The 18723-nt window shown below is 66.3% G+C and carries 19 protein-coding genes and 1 tRNA gene; 14 read left to right on the top strand and 6 right to left on the bottom strand.

The window, feature by feature from the left end; translation table 11 throughout:
* Nucleotide 1: 1 nt before the first annotated feature.
* Nucleotides 2-454 (bottom strand): protein YgfX, encoded by a 453-nt coding sequence (locus K5H97_RS05785; protein ID WP_028690158.1) that lies wholly within the window; start codon nucleotides 452-454, stop codon nucleotides 2-4.
* Complete coding sequence (locus K5H97_RS05780; protein ID WP_028690159.1) at nucleotides 438-692, bottom strand: FAD assembly factor SdhE; 255 nt, start codon at nucleotides 690-692, stop codon at nucleotides 438-440. The genes K5H97_RS05785 and K5H97_RS05780 overlap by 17 nt, the downstream gene beginning before the upstream one ends.
* 133 nt (nucleotides 693-825) lie before the next feature.
* On the opposite strand from K5H97_RS05780, the gene ygfZ reads away from it, so the two are divergent.
* Together ygfZ and K5H97_RS05770 are read left to right on the top strand one after the other, a co-directional pair.
* Nucleotides 826-1767: a CAF17-like 4Fe-4S cluster assembly/insertion protein YgfZ gene (gene ygfZ / locus K5H97_RS05775; protein WP_028690160.1), complete on the top strand. Its 942-nt coding sequence runs from the start codon at nucleotides 826-828 to the stop codon at nucleotides 1765-1767.
* Nucleotides 1768-1822: 55 nt separating this feature from the next.
* Nucleotides 1823-2629 carry an HDOD domain-containing protein gene (locus tag K5H97_RS05770; RefSeq protein ID WP_028690161.1) on the top strand — a complete coding sequence of 269 codons (807 nt, stop codon included), beginning with the start codon at nucleotides 1823-1825 and terminating at the stop codon, nucleotides 2627-2629.
* A 23-nt stretch (nucleotides 2630-2652) separates the two neighbouring features.
* Here the strand turns inward: K5H97_RS05770 and K5H97_RS05765 are convergent, their stop codons facing one another.
* Both K5H97_RS05765 and K5H97_RS05760 read right to left on the bottom strand, forming a co-directional pair.
* On the bottom strand, nucleotides 2653-4032 hold the full coding sequence (locus K5H97_RS05765; RefSeq protein WP_028690162.1) for a sensor histidine kinase: 1380 nt from the start codon (nucleotides 4030-4032) through the stop codon (nucleotides 2653-2655).
* Nucleotides 4025-4696 carry a response regulator gene (locus K5H97_RS05760; RefSeq protein WP_028690163.1) on the bottom strand — a complete coding sequence of 224 codons (672 nt, stop codon included), beginning with the start codon at nucleotides 4694-4696 and terminating at the stop codon, nucleotides 4025-4027. Before K5H97_RS05760 ends, K5H97_RS05765 begins: the two co-directional genes overlap by 8 nt.
* Before the next feature lie 199 nt (nucleotides 4697-4895).
* Between K5H97_RS05760 and K5H97_RS05755 the strand changes: the two genes are divergently transcribed.
* Genes K5H97_RS05755 through K5H97_RS05735 form a run of 5 tightly spaced genes read left to right on the top strand, consistent with a single transcriptional unit; the run spans nucleotide 4896 to nucleotide 10249 of the window.
* Complete coding sequence (locus K5H97_RS05755) at nucleotides 4896-6185, top strand: OprD family porin (protein WP_028690164.1); 1290 nt, start codon at nucleotides 4896-4898, stop codon at nucleotides 6183-6185.
* A 31-nt stretch (nucleotides 6186-6216) separates the two neighbouring features.
* Nucleotides 6217-7197: a Bug family tripartite tricarboxylate transporter substrate binding protein gene (locus K5H97_RS05750; protein ID WP_028690165.1), complete on the top strand. Its 981-nt coding sequence runs from the start codon at nucleotides 6217-6219 to the stop codon at nucleotides 7195-7197.
* Nucleotides 7198-7254: 57 nt separating this feature from the next.
* Nucleotides 7255-7713: a tripartite tricarboxylate transporter TctB family protein gene (locus tag K5H97_RS05745; RefSeq protein ID WP_028690166.1), complete on the top strand. Its 459-nt coding sequence runs from the start codon at nucleotides 7255-7257 to the stop codon at nucleotides 7711-7713.
* A gap of 3 nt (nucleotides 7714-7716) precedes the next feature.
* Nucleotides 7717-9231, top strand: a complete 1515-nt coding sequence (locus tag K5H97_RS05740) for a tripartite tricarboxylate transporter permease (RefSeq protein WP_028690167.1) — start codon at nucleotides 7717-7719, stop codon at nucleotides 9229-9231.
* Nucleotides 9224-10249 carry an AbrB family transcriptional regulator gene (locus K5H97_RS05735; RefSeq protein WP_028690168.1) on the top strand — a complete coding sequence of 342 codons (1026 nt, stop codon included), beginning with the start codon at nucleotides 9224-9226 and terminating at the stop codon, nucleotides 10247-10249. The genes K5H97_RS05740 and K5H97_RS05735 overlap by 8 nt, the downstream gene beginning before the upstream one ends.
* 36 nt (nucleotides 10250-10285) lie before the next feature.
* On the opposite strand, the gene ung is transcribed toward K5H97_RS05735, so the two are convergent.
* Entirely contained in the window at nucleotides 10286-10978 is a 693-nt protein-coding gene (ung, locus tag K5H97_RS05730) for a uracil-DNA glycosylase (protein ID WP_028690169.1), read from the bottom strand.
* A gap of 128 nt (nucleotides 10979-11106) precedes the next feature.
* Here ung and K5H97_RS05725 point away from each other — a divergent pair, with 128 nt between their 5' ends.
* Nucleotides 11107-12213, top strand: coding sequence for an enoyl-CoA hydratase/isomerase family protein (locus K5H97_RS05725; protein WP_028690170.1), 1107 nt, complete (start codon nucleotides 11107-11109; stop codon nucleotides 12211-12213).
* Nucleotides 12214-12226: 13 nt separating this feature from the next.
* On the opposite strand, the gene K5H97_RS05720 is transcribed toward K5H97_RS05725, so the two are convergent.
* A complete protein-coding gene (locus K5H97_RS05720) occupies nucleotides 12227-12664 on the bottom strand; it encodes a hypothetical protein (protein WP_028690171.1) in 438 nt (145 codons plus the stop codon).
* Nucleotides 12665-12876: 212 nt separating this feature from the next.
* Between K5H97_RS05720 and K5H97_RS05715 the strand changes: the two genes are divergently transcribed.
* From K5H97_RS05715 to K5H97_RS05690, 6 genes are all read left to right on the top strand, one after another.
* Nucleotides 12877-14367, top strand: coding sequence for a sensor domain-containing diguanylate cyclase (locus K5H97_RS05715; RefSeq protein ID WP_028690172.1), 1491 nt, complete (start codon nucleotides 12877-12879; stop codon nucleotides 14365-14367).
* A complete protein-coding gene (locus K5H97_RS05710) occupies nucleotides 14360-14581 on the top strand; it encodes a cysteine-rich CWC family protein (RefSeq protein ID WP_028690173.1) in 222 nt (73 codons plus the stop codon). The genes K5H97_RS05715 and K5H97_RS05710 overlap by 8 nt, the downstream gene beginning before the upstream one ends.
* A 34-nt stretch (nucleotides 14582-14615) precedes the next feature.
* A complete protein-coding gene (locus K5H97_RS05705) occupies nucleotides 14616-15308 on the top strand; it encodes a 16S rRNA pseudouridine(516) synthase (protein WP_028690174.1) in 693 nt (230 codons plus the stop codon).
* A 379-nt stretch (nucleotides 15309-15687) separates the two neighbouring features.
* Entirely contained in the window at nucleotides 15688-16572 is an 885-nt protein-coding gene (locus K5H97_RS05700; RefSeq protein ID WP_028690175.1) for an alpha/beta fold hydrolase, read from the top strand.
* A gap of 115 nt (nucleotides 16573-16687) precedes the next feature.
* Nucleotides 16688-16761: transfer RNA gene (locus K5H97_RS05695), tRNA-Gly, on the top strand.
* Between the two features lie 188 nt (nucleotides 16762-16949).
* On the top strand, nucleotides 16950-18650 hold the full coding sequence (locus tag K5H97_RS05690; RefSeq protein ID WP_028690176.1) for a SulP family inorganic anion transporter: 1701 nt from the start codon (nucleotides 16950-16952) through the stop codon (nucleotides 18648-18650).
* Nucleotides 18651-18723 lie beyond the last annotated feature (73 nt).

The raw sequence follows: 18723 nt of genomic DNA, 5'->3' as shown, positions 1-18723 counted from the left end.
GTCAGGCCGGCGCGGCCCAGCGGCGCCGGCTGAACTTCAGGCGCACCCGCAGTCGCCGGTGTGCCTCACAATCCAGTGCGTCCCTGGGGATGCACTGGCTCTGGCTGAACATGCGCCCCTTGCGCACGAACCGCAACACCACCATGGCCGGCAGGGCGACGCTGTCTCGGCACAGGCGCGCCGGCTGCCAGCCCTGGGCGCGGCTATAGAGGTGCCAGCCACGCAGGTCGCGGCGCAGGCCGGTGATGGCCTCGGGGTGGGTGAGCAGGACGCGCCGGGGAATAGCCCAGCAGGCGTGGGCAAGACAGACGACGGCCAACAGGCCGCGCAGCCACCCGGGCAGCGCCATCAGCGCGAGGGTAAGCAGTGCCAGCGCCAGGCTGGCGAGGTAGGCCGTCAGCAGCAGGCGCGAGCCTTGCCAACGGCACTCGAAAACTTCACTTGGGCTGAACACGGTCCAGGATGATGCGGACCATGCGCTGCAGTTCCGGATCCTCGGACTCGCTGCGCTCCATGAACCAGCCGAACATGTCCTGATCCTCGCAGGTCAGCAGGCGACGGTACAGCTCGCGGTCGGCTTCGCTCAGGCTTGGGTAGACCTCCTGGGTGAAAGGGACCAGCAGCACGTCCAGTTCCAGCATGCCGCGACGGCTATGCCAGAAAAGCCGGTTGAGTTCAGTTTGTTCGACCATGGGGCCCTCCTCGAGTGGTCGCGCAGTATACCGCGCAGCGAACGAAGCGGCACAAGGCGTTGGTCTAGTCACCTACCTATTTTGTTACCGGCGTTCTATGATGGCCGCCAGTCTTTAGCTACCGCGATGACCCATGGCCGATTCCGCTTTCTTCTGTACCCTCTCCCATGAGGGCATCCTCGCCGTCCGCGGCTCCGACGCCGGCAAGTTCCTGCAAGGTCAGCTGACCTGCAACATCGGTTACCTCAACGACGAGCACGCGAGCCTTGGCGCCCGCTGCATGGTCAAGGGCCGCATGCAGTCGAGCTTCCGTATCCTGCCCGAGGGCAATGGCTACCTGTTGGCCATGGCCAGCGAGCTGCTCGAGGCGCAACTGGCCGACCTGAAGAAATACGCGGTGTTCTCCAAGGCCACGCTGAGCGACGACAGCGCCGCCTGGACGCGCTTCGGCCTGCAGCAGGGCGACGCCGCCCTGCAGGCGCTGGGCCTGTCCGTGGCGGACGAGGCCGGCGCGACCGCCCGTCATGCGGGTCTGATCGCCGTCCGCGCTTCGGCCGGCCGTGTCGAACTGTGGGCGCCTGCCGAGCAGGCCGCCGCCGTTACCCAGAAACTGGCCGCCTCGCTGCCCGAGGGCACGCTCAACGACTGGCTGCTGGGCCAGGTCCGCGCCGGCATCGGCCAGGTCAGGGGCCCGACCCGCGAGCTGTTCATCCCGCAGATGATCAACCTGCAGGCCGTCGATGGCGTGAGCTTCAAGAAAGGTTGCTACACCGGCCAGGAAATCGTCGCCCGCATGCAGTACCTGGGCAAGCTCAAGCGCCGGCAATATCGCCTGGCGCTGGCCGAGACAGCGGTACCCCAGCCGGGCGCCGAGATCTTCTCGCCGACCCACGGCTCGTCGGTCGGCGAAGTGGTGATCGGGGCCAGCACCGGCAGCGCCGTCGAACTGCTGGCCGTGCTCAGCGCCGAGGCGGTGGCGGACGACAACCTGCATCTGGGCAGCCTCGAAGGCCCGCGCCTGTCGCTGCTCGACCTGCCTTACGAACTGGACCGCGACCGGGAAATCCAGCGCTGACCAGCCCGCCCCGGCGACATGCCGGGGCTGCACCACCTTTGCCGTAGAGAAGTCCATGAACAAGCTGGCCGAGAAGGTCCAAGCGCAACTGCTCGCCGCCATCGACCGGGACGACCTGGTCCTGCCGACCCTGCCGGAAGTCGCCCTGAGCATCCGCGAAGCCGCCGAAGACAGCGAGATTAGCGTTTCCGCCCTGAGCAAGGTGATCGGCCGCGACGCCGCGCTGTCGGCCCGCCTGATCAAGGTGGTCAACAGCCCGCTGATGCGCGCCGCCGTCGAAGTCACCGACCTGCACACCGCCATCACCCGCCTGGGCATCAACTACAGCTGCAACCTGGCCATCGGCCTGGTGATCGAGCAGATCTTCCATGCCCGCGCTCCGGCGGTGGAACACAAGCTGCGGGATATCTGGGCCAACAGCCTGGAAGTCGCGGGCATCAGCTATGAACTGTGCCGCCGCTACACCCAGCTCAAGCCCGACCAGGCCACCCTCGGCGGCCTGGTGCACCAGATCGGCGCCCTACCGGTGCTGATCTATGCCGAGGAGCACAACGAGCTGCTCTCCGACCCGATCTGCCTGCATTTCGTCATTGAGCAGATCCAGCCGGTACTGGGCGACAAGATCCTCAGCGCCTGGGAATTCCCCGAGCAGTTGGTCAACGTGCCCAGCCAGGTGCAGGACCTGGACCGGCGCACCGACCAGATCGACTACATCGACATCGTGCAGATCGCCCGCTGCATCAGCCAGCGCGAGCGCAGCCGACCGCTGGCCGCCCTGCCCGCCTACCGCCACCTGGGCCTGCCCTACGGCACCGAGCTGGATATCACCGAGCTGCTGGATGCGCGGGGCATGCTGCGCTGAATCGACAGGCCCCACGATGACCTTCAGTCCGCGATAAAACTCACCCGCACCTTCAGCCCGCCCCGCTCGCCGTCGTGCAGGCTGATCTGCGCCAGATGCGCCCGGCAGATCTCGCCGACGATCGCCAACCCCAGGCCGCTGCCCTGGGCGCTGCGTCGGTAGAAGCGCTCGAACACCCGCTCACGCTCGTCCTCGGGAATCCCCGGCCCGTCGTCCTCGACTTCGAGCACGGCCGGCGCCAATACCCGCAGGACCACATCGCCGCCGGGCGGGGTGTGGGCAAGGGCGTTGTCCACCAGGTTGCTGAGCAGTTCGTTGAGCAGGGTCGGCTCGCCCTTTAGCCACACCGGCGCCTCGGCCTCCAGCGCCAAGGCGACGCCGCGGGCATGGGCCAGGGGCGCCATGGCCATGCCCAGTTCACGGGCCAGCTGGCTCAGGTCCAGGCGCTGGGCGCCGCCCTCGGCGATGGCGCGGGCGCCGTTCTCCACCCGCGCCAACGACAGCAATTGGTTGGCCAGGTGGGTGAGCCGGTCCGTGCCCTGGGCGGCGGCTTCGAGGGTCTTGCGCCATTCGTCCGGCTCCCGTGAGCGCAGGCCCAGTTCCACCCGCGCCTTTAGCGCCGCCAGCGGCGTGCGCAGTTCGTGGGCGGCGTCGGCGATGAACTGCGCCTGGCGTTCGAACTGGCCCCGCAAGCGCTCGGTGAAGTGATTGAGCCCGCGCACCAGCGGCCCCAGTTCACGCTGCACCTGGACCACCGGCAAGGCGCGCAGGTCGTCCGGCTGGCGCTCCTCCACCGCCGTGCGCAAGCGCTCCAGCGGGCGCAGCGCGGCACTCACCGCGAACCACACCATCACCAGCGCGCCGAAGGCCAGCATGCCCAGGCGCAGCAGGGTGTCGGCCATCAATCCGCGGGCCATGCGCACCCGCGCCTCCTCGGTCTCGGCCACGCGGATCTCGGCCATGCCGTTCATGTTCGGTTCGCTCACCGCCTTGAGCAGGCTGACCACGCGCACGTCCTGGCCCAGGTAGGTGGCGTTGTAGAAGCGCGCCAGCGCCGGATAATCGTCGGTGCGCGGCGTGCCCGCAGGCGGAGGCGGCAGGTTCTCGTAGCCGGAAATCAGCTTCTGGTGAATGTCCAGCACCTGGTAGTAGATGCGCCCGGCGCTGTCGTAGGCGAACGTATCCAGGGCCACATAGGGCACGTCGGCGCTGAGGGTGCCGTCGCGCTGCGACAGGCCGGCGGCGATGGTTCGCGCCGACGCCAGCAGGGTCCGGTCATAGGCGGTGTCGGCGGCTTCGCGACCGTTCCAGTAGGCGCTCAGGCCGCTGGCCAGCATCAGCACCACCAGCAGCAGCGCCAGGTTGCCCAGCAAGCGCCCGCGCAGGCTGCCGTTGTCACGCATCGCGGTGCTCGAGCAGGTAGCCCAGGCCACGGAAGGTGACGATGGCCACCGGGTGGCCGTCGAGCTTCTTGCGCAGGCGGTGGATGTAGATCTCGATGGCGTCGGGGCTGGCCTCCTCGTCAAGGCCGAACACCTGGGCCGCCAGCTGTTCCTTGCTCATCACCCGACCAGGGCGAGCGATCAGCGCCTCTAGCACGCTCTGCTCGCGCTGGGTCAAGGTCAGCGGCTCGCTGCCCAGGCTGAAGCGCCGGGTATCCAGGTCGTAGACCAGCGGGCCGCAGCGCTGCTGGCGCTCGCCACCAAGCACGCTGCGACGCAGCAGGGCCTTGACCCGCGCTTCCAGCTCGGTCAGCTCGAAGGGCTTGGCCAGGTAGTCGTCGGCGCCGAGGTTCAGGCCGTGCACGCGGTCCTTCACATCGCTGCGGGCGGTGAGCATCAGCACCGGCAGGGTCTTGCCGCGCCCGCGCAGACGCGCCAGCACCTCGAAACCGTCCAGCCGCGGCAGGCCGACATCCAGCACCGCCACGGCGTAGTCCTCGCTGGCCAAGGCCAGGTCGGCGGCCACGCCGTCATGCAGCACGTCCACGGTCAGGCCCTGGCTCTTGAGGGCCTGGGCCACGCTTTCGGCCAGTTGCAGATGGTCTTCGACCAGCAGCACACGCATCGGATTCTCCCTGTTCGGCTGGGCTTTTTGCGCGGAGTGTAACGCCGTGGCGGGCGCTGTGAAGCCCTCGCCGGAAACCTTTCACGCTGAAAGGTTAGCGAAAGGTTGGTTGCCTAGCATCGCACCACGGTCGCCCCGTGCGCCGCAAAAAGCACCAGCAAGGTGCAACACATAAGAACAATAAATGGAGTCACCGACGATGCTGTCCATGCAGCCGCAGGCGTTCGCGCCTATCCGTTCGTTCGCCGCCCGACCTTCCGCCCTCGCCAGCGCCTTCGCCCTTGCCGGTGTCGCGCCCATCAGCCAGGCCGCCTTCTTCGAAGACAGCACGGCCACCTTCGAAACCCGCAACATGTACTTCAACCGCGACTTCCGCGACGGCACCAGCGCGCAGCAATCCAAGCGCGACGAATGGGCCCAGGGGTTCATGCTCAATTTCGAGTCCGGCTACACCGAGGGCACCGTGGGCTTCGGCCTGGACGCGCTGGGCATGGTCGGGGTCAAGCTCGACTCCAGCAAGGACCGCACGGGCACGGGCCTGCTGCCCACCCACGACGACGGCAAGGCCGCCGACGAGTACTCCAAGCTGGGCCTCACCGGCAAGGTCAAGGTCTCGCAGACCGAGCTGAAGATCGGCACGCTGATCCCCGAACTGCCGACCCTGCAGCCCAACGACGGGCGCATCCTGCCGCAGACCTTCGAAGGCGGTCTGGTCACCTCGAAGGAGATCAAGGGCCTGACCTTCACCGGCGGGCGCCTGGAAAAGGCCAAGGACCGCGACGACAGCAACTGGGAAGACCTGGCCCTGAACAACAAGAACGGCCGCTTCGGCGGCACCTTCAGCGCCGACAACTTCGACATGGGCGGCCTGGACTACCAGTTCACCGATCGCATCACCGGCAGCTACCACTTCGCCCAGCTCGACGACATCTACCGCCAGCACTTCATCGGCCTGCTCGCCACCCAGCCCTGGGGCCCTGGCACCTTCGGCGCCGACCTGCGCCTGGCGATCAGCGACGACGCCGGCGCGGCCAAGGCCGGCAAGATCGACAACACCACCGTCAACGGCATGCTCAGCTATACCCTGGGCGGACACAAGGTCAGCGGCGCCTGGCAGCAGCTGTCCGGCGACAGCGCCTTCCCCTATGTCGATGGCGCCGACCCGTACCTGGTCAACTTCGTCCAGATCAACGACTTCGCAGGCAGAGACGAACGTTCCTGGCAGGCGCGCTACGACTACAACTTCGCCGCCCTCGGCATCCCCGGCCTGACCTTCATGACCCGCTACATCAGCGGCGACAACGTCAGCCGCGCCGCCGGTGGCGAGGGCAAGGAGTGGGAACGCAACACCGAACTGAAGTACGTGGTACAAAGCGGCCCGTTGAAGAACGTCGCCGTGCGCCTGCGCAACGCCACCTTCCGCTCCAACTTCACCCGCGACGCGGACGAGGTGCGGCTGCTGGTGAGCTACAGCGTGGCCCTGTGGTAACCCATAACAACAACGCTCACGGAGATAGACGATGACCTTTTCACTGCGCCGCCTCGTCCTGGCCACCGGTTGCCTGCTGCTGGCCGGCAACGCCCTGGCCGCCGAACCGAAACGCCCCGAATGCATCGCCCCGGCCTCGCCCGGCGGCGGTTTCGACCTGACCTGCAAGCTGGTGCAGAGCGCCCTGGTCAACGAGAAGATCCTCAGCAAGCCCATGCGCGTGACCTACATGCCCGGCGGCGTCGGCGCGGTGGCCTACAACGCCGTGGTCGCCCAGCGCCCGGCGGATGCCGGCACACTGGTGGCCTGGTCCAGCGGCTCGCTGCTGAACCTGGCCCAGGGCAAGTTCGGCCGCTTCGACGAGAACGCGGTGAAATGGCTGGCCGCGGTCGGCACCAGCTATGGCGCCATCGCGGTGAAGAGCGACTCGCCCTACAAGACCCTCGACGACCTGGTCGCGGCGCTGAAGAAAGACCCGAGCAAGGTGGTGATCGGCTCCGGCGGCACCGTCGGCAGCCAGGACTGGATGCAGACCGCGCTGATCGCCAAGGCCGCCGGGATCAACCCGCGCGACCTGCGCTACGTGGCACTTGAAGGCGGTGGCGAGATCGCCACCGCGCTGCTGGGCGGGCACATTCAGGTTGGCTCCACCGACATTTCCGACTCCATGCCGCACATCCAGAGCGGCAACATGCGCATCCTCGCGGTGTTCTCCGACAAGCGCCTGGACGAGCCGGAGATGAAGGACATCCCCACCGCCAAGGAGCAGGGCTACGACATCGTCTGGCCGGTGGTGCGCGGCTTCTACCTGGGGCCAAAGGTCAGCGACGAGGACTATGCCTGGTGGAAGGCTTCGTTCGACAAGCTGCTGGCGTCCGAGGACTTCGCCAAGCTGCGCGACCAGCGCGAACTGTTCCCGTTCGCCATGACCGGCGAGGAGCTGGACGGCTATGTGAAGAAACAGGTGGCGGACTACAAGGCGCTGGCCCGTGAGTTCGGGCTGATCCAGTAAGCCTCCCCCGCTCCTACAGGGGGCCGCGCCGTGTCGAACATTACCGAGGATTCTCCCATGATCCTGCAACGCCTCTTCGCCCTGGTCCTGCTGGCGGTATGCGCCGCCCTGGCAGTCATGGCCTGGCCCTATCAGGCCGCCTTCTCCTATGAACCGGTCGGCCCGCGCGCCTACCCACTATTGATGCTCGGCCTGATGAGCCTGGGCCTGCTGTACCTGGCGATCCGCCCCACGCCCATCGTACGCAAGGACGACGAACCGGAGCTGGACCGCGAGACCCTGATCAAGATCGCCGCCTGCGTCGGCCTGCTGATCGTCTTCGCCAGCACCTTCGAAGCCCTGGGCTTCATCCTCAGCGCCATCCTGGCCGGCGTGCCCATGGCCCGCCTTTATGGTGGCCGCTGGCTGCACAGCGCCCTCGTGGTGGTGGGCATGAGCCTGTTCCTCTACTGGCTGTTCGACCGCGTGATGGACGTGCCCCTGCCCCTCGGCCTGCTCGACGTACTGGAGAACTGACACATGGATACCTTGAGCTACCTGGGCCAGGGCTTCGGCGTCGCCCTGAGCCCGTACAACCTGGTCACCGCCCTGACCGGCACCCTGATCGGCACCGTGGTTGGGCTGCTGCCGGGCCTGGGCCCGATCAACGGCGTGGCCCTGCTGATCCCCATCGCCTTCGCCCTCGGCCTGCCGCCAGAGTCGGCGCTGATCCTACTGGCCGCGGTGTACCTGGGCTGCGAATACGGTGGGCGGATCAGCTCGATCCTGCTGAACATCCCCGGCGAAGCCTCCACCGTGATGACCACCCTCGACGGCTACCCCATGGCCCGCCAGGGCCTGGCCGGCGTGGCCCTGTCGCTGTCGGCCTGGAGTTCGTTCATCGGCGCCTTCATCGCCACCTGCGGCATGGTGCTGTTCGCCCCGCTGCTGGCGAAATGGGCGATCGCCTTCGGGCCGGCGGAGTACTTCGTGCTGATGGTGTTCGCCATCGTCGCCCTCGGCGGCATGGCCGGCGACAAGCCGCTGAAAACCTTTATCGCCGCGCTGATCGGCCTGTTCCTCTCGGCAGTGGGCATCGACGCCAACAGCGGCGTGTACCGTTTCACCGGCGACAGCGTGCACCTGGCCGATGGCATCCAGTTCGTGGTGCTGGTGCTGGGCCTGTTCTCCATCAGCGAGATCCTCCTGCTGCTGGAAAAGACCCACCACGGTCATGTGGCGGTCAAGGCCACCGGGCGCATGCTGTTCAACCTCAAGGAAGCGGCCTCGGTGTTCTTCGTCAACATCCGTTGCGGCCTGCTGGGCTTCTTCATGGGCGTGTTGCCGGGTGCCGGCGCGACCCTGGCCAGTGCCGTGGCCTACATGACCGAAAAACGCATCGCCGGCGACAAAGGCAAGTTCGGCAAGGGCGACGCCCGTGGCCTGGCCGCGCCTGAAACCGCCATCGGCGCCTCCTGCTGCGGCGCCCTGGTGCCGATGCTGACCCTCGGCGTGCCCGGCTCGGGTACCACCGCAGTGATGATCGGCGCGCTGACCCTGTACAACATCACCCCCGGCCCGCTGCTGTTCGAGCAACAGCCGGACATCGTCTGGGGGCTGATCGCCTCGCTGTTCATCGCCAACCTCATGCTGATCGTCCTCAACGTGCCGATGATCCGTGTGTTCACCCGCATCCTCGCCGTGCCGAACTGGGCGCTGGTGCCGGTGATCGCGATCATCACCGCGATCGGCGTGTACGCGGTGCATGCCACCACCTTCGACCTGTTCCTGATGGTCGGTATCGGCATCATGGGCTACATCCTGCGCAAGCTGGACTTCCCGCTTTCGCCGATACTGCTGGGCTTCATCCTCGGCGGGCTGATGGAACAGAACCTGCGCCGCGCGCTGTCGATCTCCAACGGTGAACTGGGCATCCTCTGGTCGAGCCCGATCAGCATGGGTGTGTGGGTGCTGGTGGTGTGCATGCTGAGCCTGCCGCTGCTGCGCAGCTGGCGCAAACGTGCCCTGCAACGCCGGGCCATGGCCGATGCCTGATCGCTCGGTGCCACTGTTCTGGGCCACCGGACTGGTCGGCCTTGCCGGCGGATTTCTCGCCAGCAAGGTCGGCTGGCCCTTGCCGTGGATGATCGGCTCGTTGCTGGCGATCATCCTGGTGCGCTGCCTTACCCCCTGGCAACTCAGTGAAATCCCCAATGGTCGCAAATGCGGGCAATGGATCATCGGCATCGGCATCGGCCTGCACTTCACCCCGGCGGTGATCGAACAGGTGGCCAGTCACTTCGCGCTGATCTTCTTCGGCGCGCTGTTCACCACCCTCTCCAGCGTGATCAGCGTGTGGCTGTTGCGGCGCACCGGTGAGGACCGCGCCACGGCGTTCTTCGCCAGCATGCCGGGCGGTTCGGGCGAGATGGTCAACCTCGGCGCGCGCAACGGCGCGGTGCTCAGCCAGGTGGCCGCGGCGCAGAGCCTGCGGGTGCTGGCGGTGGTGCTGTGCGTGCCGGCGCTGTTCAAGTTGCTGCTTGGCGATGGCGCGCCGCTGAACCATGCCGGCAGCGTGAGCTGGGGCTGGCTGGTATTGATCGCGCCGCTGGGGGTGCTGATGGCGTTGCTCTGGCAGCGTCTGCGCCAGCCCAACCCCTGGTTGTTCGGACCGTTGCTGGTGGCAGCCAGCGTGAGCCTGGCGGGCAACCTGCAGATCGGCCTGCCCAACGGCGCCAGCCAGATCGGCCAGTGGCTGATCGGCAGCGGCCTGGCCTGTCACTTCAACCGCGCATTCTTCCGCCGGGCGCCGTCGTTCCTTGGCCGGACATTGCTGGCCACGGCACTGTGCATGCTGATCGCCGCAGGCGCGGCCTGGGCGTTGAGCCTGCTGACGCACCTGGACCTGCGCTCGCTGACGCTGGGGATGATGCCCGGGGGCATCGCCGAGATGAGCCTGACGGCGGAGACCCTGCAACTGTCCGTGCCGCTGGTGACGGCGCTGCAGGTGATGAGGCTGTTGTTCGTGCTGTTCCTGGCCGAGCCGTTGTTCAGGCGCTGGGCCAGGACATGAAATCAAAGGGCCGCGAAGCGGCCCTTTGATTTCATGTCACAACGGCGGCAACGCCCAATCGATCGGCGCCATCCCGCGTTGCTCCAGGAAGCTGTTGGTACGGCTGAAATGCCCGCAACCAAAGAACCCACGGTAAGCCGACAGCGGCGAGGGATGCACCGACTTGAGCACCAGGTGCTTGCTGGCATCGATCAGCTTCTGCTTGCTCTGCGCATGGGAGCCCCACAGCAGGAACACCACGTTCGGGCACTGCTCGCTGACCACCTGGATGATCCGGTCGGTGAAGAACTCCCAACCTCTCTTCGCGTGGGACGCGGCATTGGCACGCTCCACGGTCATGGTGGTGTTGAGCAGCAGCACGCCCTGCTCGGCCCAGCTCTGCAGATAGCCATGCGCGGGGATCGGCAGGTTGAGATCGCGCTGCAGCTCTTTGTAGATATTGACCAGCGATGGCGGCGTGGGGATACCCGGCTGCACCGAGAAGCACAGGCCATGGGCCTGGCCGGGACCGTGGTATGGGTCCTGGCCGAGGATGACCACCTTGACCTGCTCCAGCGGTGTGGAATTCAGGGCGTTGAAGATCAGCGGCCCAGGCGGGTAGATCTCCTTGCCGGCGGCGTGCTCCGCACGCAGGAACTCGCGCAGCTGCTGCATGTAGGGCTGGTCGAACTCGGCGCGCAACGCGGCCTTCCAGCTGGGTTCGAGTTTGATGCGATCGTCGTCGGTCATGGGGGCATCCAAAAGCAAAGTGCCGCGACACTAGGAAAGCCGGGCCGGCTTGTCAATCGATCCGACCGACGACCGGCAGCTTCGCCGCAGCAGGCCATACTGAGGGGATGACCTGCGCGAGGTAGTCCATGTCCATTCAATGCGAGGTACTGACCGGCGCCGACGGCGCCCGTATCGGCATCGCCACCCTGGATGCGCCCAAGGCGCTCAACGCCCTGACGCTGCCCATGATCGAGGTGCTCGACGAACGGCTGCGCGCCTGGGCCAGCGACCCCGGGATCGTCTGCGTGCTGCTGCGCGGCAACGGGCCGAAGGCCTTCTGTGCCGGCGGCGATGTCCGCGCCCTGGTCGAGGCCTGCCGCGAACACCCCGGCAGCGTGCCGCCGCTGGCCGCTGCGTTTTTCGCCAGCGAGTACCGCCTCGACCACCGCCTGCATACCTACCCCAAACCCTTGTTGTGCTGGGGCCACGGCCATGTGCTGGGCGGCGGCATGGGCCTGCTGCAAGGCGCCGCGGTGCGTATCGTCACCCCCAGCAGCCGCCTAGCCATGCCGGAAATCAGCATCGGCCTGTACCCGGACGTCGGCGCCAGCTGGTTCCTCGCCCGACTGCCGGGCAAGCTCGGCCTGTTCCTGGGGCTCACCGGCGCCCCGCTCAATGCCCGTGACGCACTGGACCTGAACCTGGCCGATCGCTTCCTGGGCGAGCACCAGCAGGAGGCGCTGATCGAGGAACTGCTGCAATTGAACTGGCAGGAGCAGACCACCCTGCAGCTCAACAGCCTGCTCAAGGCCGAGCAGCACCGCGCCTGCGCCGAACTGCCGCAAGGCCAGTGGCTGGCGCGCCGCGGCGTGATCGACGAAGTGCTCGACGTGGCCGACCCGGTAGCGGCCTGGCGGGCCCTGGCCGGCCTGGCCACGCACGCCGATCCCGTGCTGGCGGCGGCCGGCCAACGCCTGCACGAGGGCTGCCCGCTGACGGCGCACCTGGTGTGGGAGCAGATCCGTCGGGCGCGGCACCTTTCGCTGGCGCAGGTATTCCAGATGGAATACACCCTGAGCCTGAACTGCTGCCGTCACCCGGAGTTCAGCGAGGGGGTGCGCGCCCGTCTGTTGGACAAGGACAACACCCCGCACTGGCACTGGCCGGATGTGGCGCAGGTGCCGGCGGCGGTGGTGGAGGCGCATTTCAGCAAGGTCTGGGAGGGGCGGCATCCGTTGGCGGAACTGGGATGACGTCAGTGCCCTGTCACCGCGACCAGCCCCGCTCGCCACCGCGGCCCCCATCGGGTCGACGGTCACGGTTGCCCTGCCCGTTGGAGTGCCAGCGATCGCCCCGACGGTCGTCATTGCGGTAGTCGTGGCGGTCGCGATCCCGACCGTAGTCGTAGCGCTGGCGGTTGCCGTAGTCATAACGCGGATTCCCGTGCCAGCGCGGTTGCATGCCGGGCGCCGGATAAGGGCGGTACTGTGGCACCGGCGCCGGCCCGTAGTAACGCGGCGCAGGCTGGTAGTAGTAGCGGGTCTGCGGTACCACGTAATAGCGGTCCTGGCGGTAATAGCCTGGGTAAACGTAGCGATCGCTGGTGTAGTAGTCGCTGCGGTAGTAGCCACCGCTCTCGTAGTAAGGGGCGCAGGCGGAGGTCAGCAGTCCGAGCAGGACGACGAGCAGGATTCGTGGGTACATGGCGGCCTCCTGGACCGCAGGGGTGCCCGGCACAGCGACGCTGGCGGGCGTCGACGACAAGCAGTTGGTCGACACAGGATAAGACCGTGGCAACAGGGTTCAGTGCCATTTGCGCAACAAATTGAAACAGGTCCTATAACCCTGAAAAACATGCAGTCATTTTTCGGTCATCTCACTAGAATGTGGCCACCGGCACACTTCACGGGAAGATCATGCCTTCGCCTTCCGCCCTGTTCTCGCAACGCTCGCTGCTCGTCGCCCTGCTGCTGCTGCTGGCCGGCGGCTTCCTGGCCACCTCGCTGCTCGGCTACTACGCCTCGCGCGGGGCGATCCGCGACGGCATCGTCAACACCGAGTTGCCGCTGACCTCCGACACCGTCTACTCCGAGATCCAGAAAGACCTGATCCGCCCGGTGCTGATCGCCTCGATGATGGCCCAGGACACTTTCCTGCGCGACTGGGTGCTGGCCGGCGAGCAGGACACCGGGCGCATCACCCGCTACCTGGGCGCCGTGATGGGCAGTCAGGCCACCTGCACCAGCTTCTTCGTCTCCGACCGCAGCCTCACCTACTACCAGGCCAAGGGCGTGCTCAAGCAGGTGCGGGCCGACGCCTGGCGCGACGCTTGGTACTTCCGCCTGCGCCAGTCGGGCAAGCCCTATGAGATCAATGTCGATGTGGACATGGCCAACCAGGACAAACCCACCGTATTCATCAACCACCGCGTGCTCGATTATCAGCAGCGCTTCATCGGTGCCGCCGGCGTGGGCTTGAGCGTGGAGTCGGTGGTCCGACTGATCGACGAATACCAGCGACGCTACCAGCGCTCGGTGCTGTTCACCGACGCCGGTGGAAAGGTTTTGCTGACCGGCTCCGACGGTGGCCCCCATGGCCTGCGCGCCGGCCAGCAACTGGCCGACAGCAGCCAGTGGCAGGACCTGCTGGCACGCATGCCGACACCGGCCAGCGGCAGTCACGAGTACACCGACAACGACGGCCACAGCCACTTTCTCAATGTGCGCCTGCTGCCGGAACTGGACTGGTACCTGCTGGTGGACAAGCGCGAAAGCGGCGCCCTGGACCGCATCCGCCAGTCGCTGTACCTGAACTTGGCTATTTGCGCCATGATTACCCTGGTAGTCCTGTCACTGCTCAATGCCATGATCAAGCGGCACCAGGACAACGCCGAGGCACTGGCCACCCTCGACAGCCTCACCGGCCTGCCCAATCGCCGCAGCTTTGACCTGCTGGCCGGCCAGGCGCTCATCGAAGCACAGCGTGACAGCGCGCCGCTGGTCGCCCTGCTGATCGACCTCGACCACTTCAAGACCCTCAACGACACCCATGGCCACCTGGCCGGCGACGAAGTGCTGCGCCAGTTCGCCAATGTGCTGCAGGGCAGCCTGCGCCAGTCCGATATACTGTGCCGCTGGGGCGGCGAGGAGTTCATCGTGCTGCTGCGCGAAGCCGAAGGCCGCCAGGCCATCGAGGTGGCGGAAAAGATCCGCCGGCGCACCGAGCAACTGACCTTCAGCCACGCCGACCAGCCTCTGCGCCTGACCGTGAGCATCGGCCTGTCCGCCCTGCGGCGCGACGACAGCCTGCACAGCCTGCTGACCCGGGCCGACCATGCGCTCTATCGTGCCAAACAAGGCGGACGCAACCGCGTCTGCAGCGAAATGCCCGGACCCGACCATGCCTGAACTTCAACGCTGCCCCGCCTGTGGCGCCCTCAACCAGTGCGGCCTGGCCGACCCGCGCAACGCCGCGCAAGGCTGCTGGTGCTTCGACGTGGCCATCGACCCGACGCTGATCGAGGCCCTGCCGGCCGAGCTGCGCGACAAGGCCTGCCTGTGCCCGCGCTGCGCGCAGGTGGACGCGCAGCTCAAGGCAGCGCCAGCGCGCACGATCCGCTAGACTGCGCGCCGATTTCCCGCAAGCGACCCGCCCCATGCGCCTCGACCGATTCCTCGGCAACCTGCCCTGCTACAACCGCCAGCAAGTGCGCCTGCTGCTGGCCCAGCGGCGCGTGCGCGTGGATGGCCTGCCGACCGGCGACCCGCTGCTGGAGGTGCGCGAGTTCAACCGCGTCGAGGTCGACGAGCAGCTGCACCAGGCCGGGCGTCCAGCGCGCTACCTGATGCTGCACAAGCCCGCCGGGTGCGTCAGCGCCACCCAGGATCCGCAGCACCGCACCGTGCTCGACCTGCTGCCGGCAGCGCTGCGCGATGACCTGCACATCGCCGGACGTCTGGACTACAACACCACCGGGCTGCTGATCCTGACCAACGATGGTCAGTGGTCGCGGCGCCTGACCCAGCCACGGACCAAGCAGCCCAAGACCTATCTGGTGCACACCGAGGACGAAATCGGTGCACATTACATCGATCGGTTCCGCGAAGGGTTCTACTTCGCCTTCGAAGACCTCACCACCCTGCCCGCGCAGCTGGACATCCTCGGCCCGCGCAGCGCGCGCCTGGTCATCGTCGAGGGCCGCTATCACCAGGTGAAGCGGATGTTCGGACACTTCCAGAACAAGGTCGTGGGACTGCATCGGGAAAGCATGGGGTCGATCACACTGGACCCGATATTGCATCCGGGAGAATTCAGGGCGCTGACCGCCGAGGAAATCGCCTCGGTCTGAACGAACTCGCCATTCGGCAGTTTCCCACGAAAGATTGCCTCAACGGCACTTGCGCGATCCCGGCCTCGCTGCTTGACTGCTAACTCGTCGGTCTGCATGTGACTCATTGGTCACAACCGCAGTCCAAGACGCCCTTTACCGGCCACCCGGGGTCTCGATGCCCTGGGGCACGGTAATCGCCCGCACAACAATACCGTCGTCTACAAGCGTCAAGGATCGACACAAGGGCCTACCGGTTTCAGTTCCAGGCGAATGCCTACCTGTCATAAAGCACGTGCACCCTAATGGCCTGTCCGGTCGATTCGGCGCCCAACCCGCCTGCCGATCGCACACGCCACCAGGTGACGCGAATACCCTTTTTGCGCCAGGAGTCGATGACATGAGGCCAGAAATCGCTGTACTTGATATCCAAGGGCAGTACCGGGTTTACACGGAGTTCCATCGCGCGGAAGGCGCCGAAAAGACGATCATCCTGATCAATGGCTCATTGGCCACCACGGCGTCCTTTGCACAGACAGTGCGCAACCTGCACCCACAGTTCAACGTGGTGCTGTACGACCAGCCCTACGCCGGCAAGTCCAAACCCCACAACCGCCATGAACGGTTGCTGACCAAGGAAGCCGAGGCACACATCCTGCTCGAGCTGATTGAACACTTCCGTGCCGACCACGTGATGTCGTTCTCCTGGGGCGGCGCCTGCACCCTGCTGGCGCTGGCGCACCAGCCGCGGCTGGTGAAGAAGGCCATCGTCAGCTCGTTCTCACCGGTGATCAACGAACCGATGCGCGACTACCTGGAGCGCGGTTGCCAGTACCTGGCCGCCTGCGACCGCTACCAGGTGGGCAACCTGGTCAACGACACCATCGGCAAGCACCTGCCGTCGCTGTTCAAGCGCTTCAACTACCGGCACGTCAGCAGCCTGGACAGCCACGAGTATGCGCAGATGCACTTCCACATCAACCAGGTGCTCGACCACGACCTGGAGCGGGCACTGAAGGCCGCGCGCAACATCGACATCCCGGTGCTGTTCATCAACGGTGACCGCGACGAGTACACCACCGTCGAGGATGCCCGTCAGTTCAGCCGGCATGTGGGGCGTAGCCACTTCAGCGTGATCCAGGGCGCAGGCCACTTCCTGGACATGGAGCACAAGACTGCCTGCGAGGATACCCGCAATGCGATGCTCGGTTTCCTCAAACCGGCGCTGCGCGAACCCCGCCACCGCTACACACAGGAAACGGGGCAGCATGCACTGGCCATCTGAGCGCATCGGCGTCCTGTAGCCCTCGACAGCCGCAGGCTACGGGCCGCCGACAGGCTTTTTTACAGCCTTGGGCTTCTCATTCAGGGAGGGTTCTGGTAAAAAGTCGTGCTTCGAAGCGGGTATAGTTTATTGGTAAAACTATAGCTTCCCAAGCTATTGAGGAGGGTTCGATTCCCTCTACCCGCTCCAACTCGCATTCCCCGCCCGACGTTCCAATAGCGTCGTCGCTGTCAAAAGGAGCCTCGGCTCCTTTTTTCGTTTCCAGTGTTCCTTTGTTGATCTGGCCCATGGCCATGGCCGCGCCGATTGGCTTGAATGCCCAGTGATTCGCGGTGCATAACCGCTACGCTTTGTGAAACATTTCCAAAGGACTGCGCATGTTTCTCTCCCGCTGGCTACCGGGCCTGGCCAACCTGTTGCACTACCGCCGCGAGTGGTTCCACGCAGACCTGCAAGCCGGCCTGTCGGTGGCCGCGATCCAGATCCCCATCGCCATCGCCTATGCGCAGATCGTCGGCCTGCCACCGCAGTACGGCTTGTACGCCTGCGTGCTGCCGATGATGGTCTATGCCCTGGTCGGCAGCTCACGCCAGTTGATGGTCGGCCCGGACGCCGCCACCTGCGCCATGATCGGCGGGGCCGTGGCGCCGCTGGCCATGGGTGATGCGCACCGCATCGCCGAGCTGTCGGTAATCGTCACCGTGCTGGTGGGCGTGATGCTGATCGCCGCCGGGGTGGCGCGGGCCGGTTTCATCGCCAGCTTCTTCTCGCGGCCGATCCTCATCGGCTACCTCAATGGCATCGGCCTGAGCCTGCTTGCCGGGCAGTTGTCGAAAGTGGTGGGCTTCAGGATCGAAGGCGATGGGTTCATCCTCAGCCTGATCAACTTCCTCCAGCGCCTGGGCGAGATCCACTGGTTGACCCTGGCCATCGGCCTGGCCGGGCTGGGCCTGCTGATCTGGCTGCCGCGACGCTACCCGCGGCTGCCGGCGGCACTGGTGACGGTGGTGGTGTTCACCGCCCTGGCCGGGTTGTTCGGTCTTGACCGTTATGGGGTGGCGATCCTCGGCCCGGTACCGGCGGGCATCCCGGAGCTGGCCTGGCCGCAGAGCACCCTGGCGGAAACCAAGAGCCTGCTGCGCGATGCCCTGGGTATCGCCACCATCAGTTTCTGCAGCGCAATGCTCACCGCCCGCAGCTTCGCCGCCCGCCACGGCTACGCGATCAACGCCAACCACGAGTTCCTCGCCCTGGGCGTGAGCAACCTGGCCGCCGGCATCTCCCAGGGCTTCGCCATCAGCGGCGCCGACTCGCGCACCGCGGTCAACGACATGGTCGGCGGCAAGAGCCAGCTGGTGGGCATCATCGCCGCCCTGGTGATCGCCTTGATCCTGCTGTTCTTCACCGCGCCCATGGCCTGGATTCCCCAGGCCGCGCTGGGCGCGGTGCTGCTGATGGCCGGCTGGGGGCTGATCGACGTGAAGTCGCTAAAGACCATCCGCAAGCTCAGCCGCTTCGAGTTCTGGCTGTGCCTGCTGACCACGGTCGGCGTGCTCGGCCTGGGCGTGTTGCCGGGCATCGTGTTCGCCGTGACCCTGGCCATCCTGCGCCTGCTCTACAGCATCTACCAGCCCACCGACGCCGTGCTTGGCTGGGTGCCGGGCATCGAAGGCCAGGTGGACGTGCGCCAGCACAAGGACGCCCGTACCGTGCCGGGCCTGGTGGTGTACCGCTTCGACGACGCGATCCTGTTCTTCAACGCCGACTACTTCAAGATGCGCCTGCTCGAGGCCGTGCAAGGCGTGGAGAAACCCCAGGTGGTGCTGTTCGACGCAGAAGCCGTGACCAACATCGACGTCAGTGGCGTGGCAGCCTTGCGCGAAGTCCGCGACACCCTCGCCGCCCAGGGTATTCATTTCGCCATCGCCCGTGCCCGTGGCACCTTCCTGCGCATGCTGGTGCGTTCCGGGATGGCCCGGGAGATGGAGGAAAAATTGCTGTTCGGCTCGGTACGGGCGGGGATTCGGGCGTATCGGGTATGGCGCAACAGGGCTCGCCGGGAGGGTACCGCGGAGTGAGGGAGGGGACTACCACCCACGACGTCCCTTGAACGGGACGTGGGCTCGGTATCACGGCACAGCCTGTGTCCCC

Origin of the sequence: Pseudomonas mosselii (genome assembly GCF_019823065.1) — a bacterium.
GTDB lineage: Bacteria > Pseudomonadota > Gammaproteobacteria > Pseudomonadales > Pseudomonadaceae > Aquipseudomonas > Aquipseudomonas mosselii.
This window is presented reverse-complemented; position numbering and strand designations above follow the sequence as displayed.

Excerpts from the sequence above, each read along its gene's own strand:
- K5H97_RS05780 (WP_028690159.1), bottom strand. The coding sequence starts at position 692 with ATGGTCGAACAAACTGAACTCAACCGGCTTTTCTGGCATAGCCGTCGC.
- ygfZ (WP_028690160.1), top strand. The coding sequence starts at position 826 with ATGGCCGATTCCGCTTTCTTCTGTACCCTCTCCCATGAGGGCATCCTC.
- K5H97_RS05770 (WP_028690161.1), top strand. The coding sequence starts at position 1,823 with ATGAACAAGCTGGCCGAGAAGGTCCAAGCGCAACTGCTCGCCGCCATC.
- K5H97_RS05765 (WP_028690162.1), bottom strand. The coding sequence starts at position 4,032 with ATGCGTGACAACGGCAGCCTGCGCGGGCGCTTGCTGGGCAACCTGGCG.
- K5H97_RS05760 (WP_028690163.1), bottom strand. The coding sequence starts at position 4,696 with ATGCGTGTGCTGCTGGTCGAAGACCATCTGCAACTGGCCGAAAGCGTG.
- K5H97_RS05755 (WP_028690164.1), top strand. The coding sequence starts at position 4,896 with ATGCTGTCCATGCAGCCGCAGGCGTTCGCGCCTATCCGTTCGTTCGCC.
- K5H97_RS05750 (WP_028690165.1), top strand. The coding sequence starts at position 6,217 with ATGACCTTTTCACTGCGCCGCCTCGTCCTGGCCACCGGTTGCCTGCTG.
- K5H97_RS05745 (WP_028690166.1), top strand. The coding sequence starts at position 7,255 with ATGATCCTGCAACGCCTCTTCGCCCTGGTCCTGCTGGCGGTATGCGCC.
- K5H97_RS05740 (WP_028690167.1), top strand. The coding sequence starts at position 7,717 with ATGGATACCTTGAGCTACCTGGGCCAGGGCTTCGGCGTCGCCCTGAGC.
- K5H97_RS05735 (WP_028690168.1), top strand. The coding sequence starts at position 9,224 with ATGCCTGATCGCTCGGTGCCACTGTTCTGGGCCACCGGACTGGTCGGC.
- ung (WP_028690169.1), bottom strand. The coding sequence starts at position 10,978 with ATGACCGACGACGATCGCATCAAACTCGAACCCAGCTGGAAGGCCGCG.
- K5H97_RS05725 (WP_028690170.1), top strand. The coding sequence starts at position 11,107 with ATGTCCATTCAATGCGAGGTACTGACCGGCGCCGACGGCGCCCGTATC.
- K5H97_RS05720 (WP_028690171.1), bottom strand. The coding sequence starts at position 12,664 with ATGTACCCACGAATCCTGCTCGTCGTCCTGCTCGGACTGCTGACCTCC.
- K5H97_RS05715 (WP_028690172.1), top strand. The coding sequence starts at position 12,877 with ATGCCTTCGCCTTCCGCCCTGTTCTCGCAACGCTCGCTGCTCGTCGCC.
- K5H97_RS05710 (WP_028690173.1), top strand. The coding sequence starts at position 14,360 with ATGCCTGAACTTCAACGCTGCCCCGCCTGTGGCGCCCTCAACCAGTGC.
- K5H97_RS05705 (WP_028690174.1), top strand. The coding sequence starts at position 14,616 with ATGCGCCTCGACCGATTCCTCGGCAACCTGCCCTGCTACAACCGCCAG.
- K5H97_RS05700 (WP_028690175.1), top strand. The coding sequence starts at position 15,688 with ATGAGGCCAGAAATCGCTGTACTTGATATCCAAGGGCAGTACCGGGTT.
- K5H97_RS05690 (WP_028690176.1), top strand. The coding sequence starts at position 16,950 with ATGTTTCTCTCCCGCTGGCTACCGGGCCTGGCCAACCTGTTGCACTAC.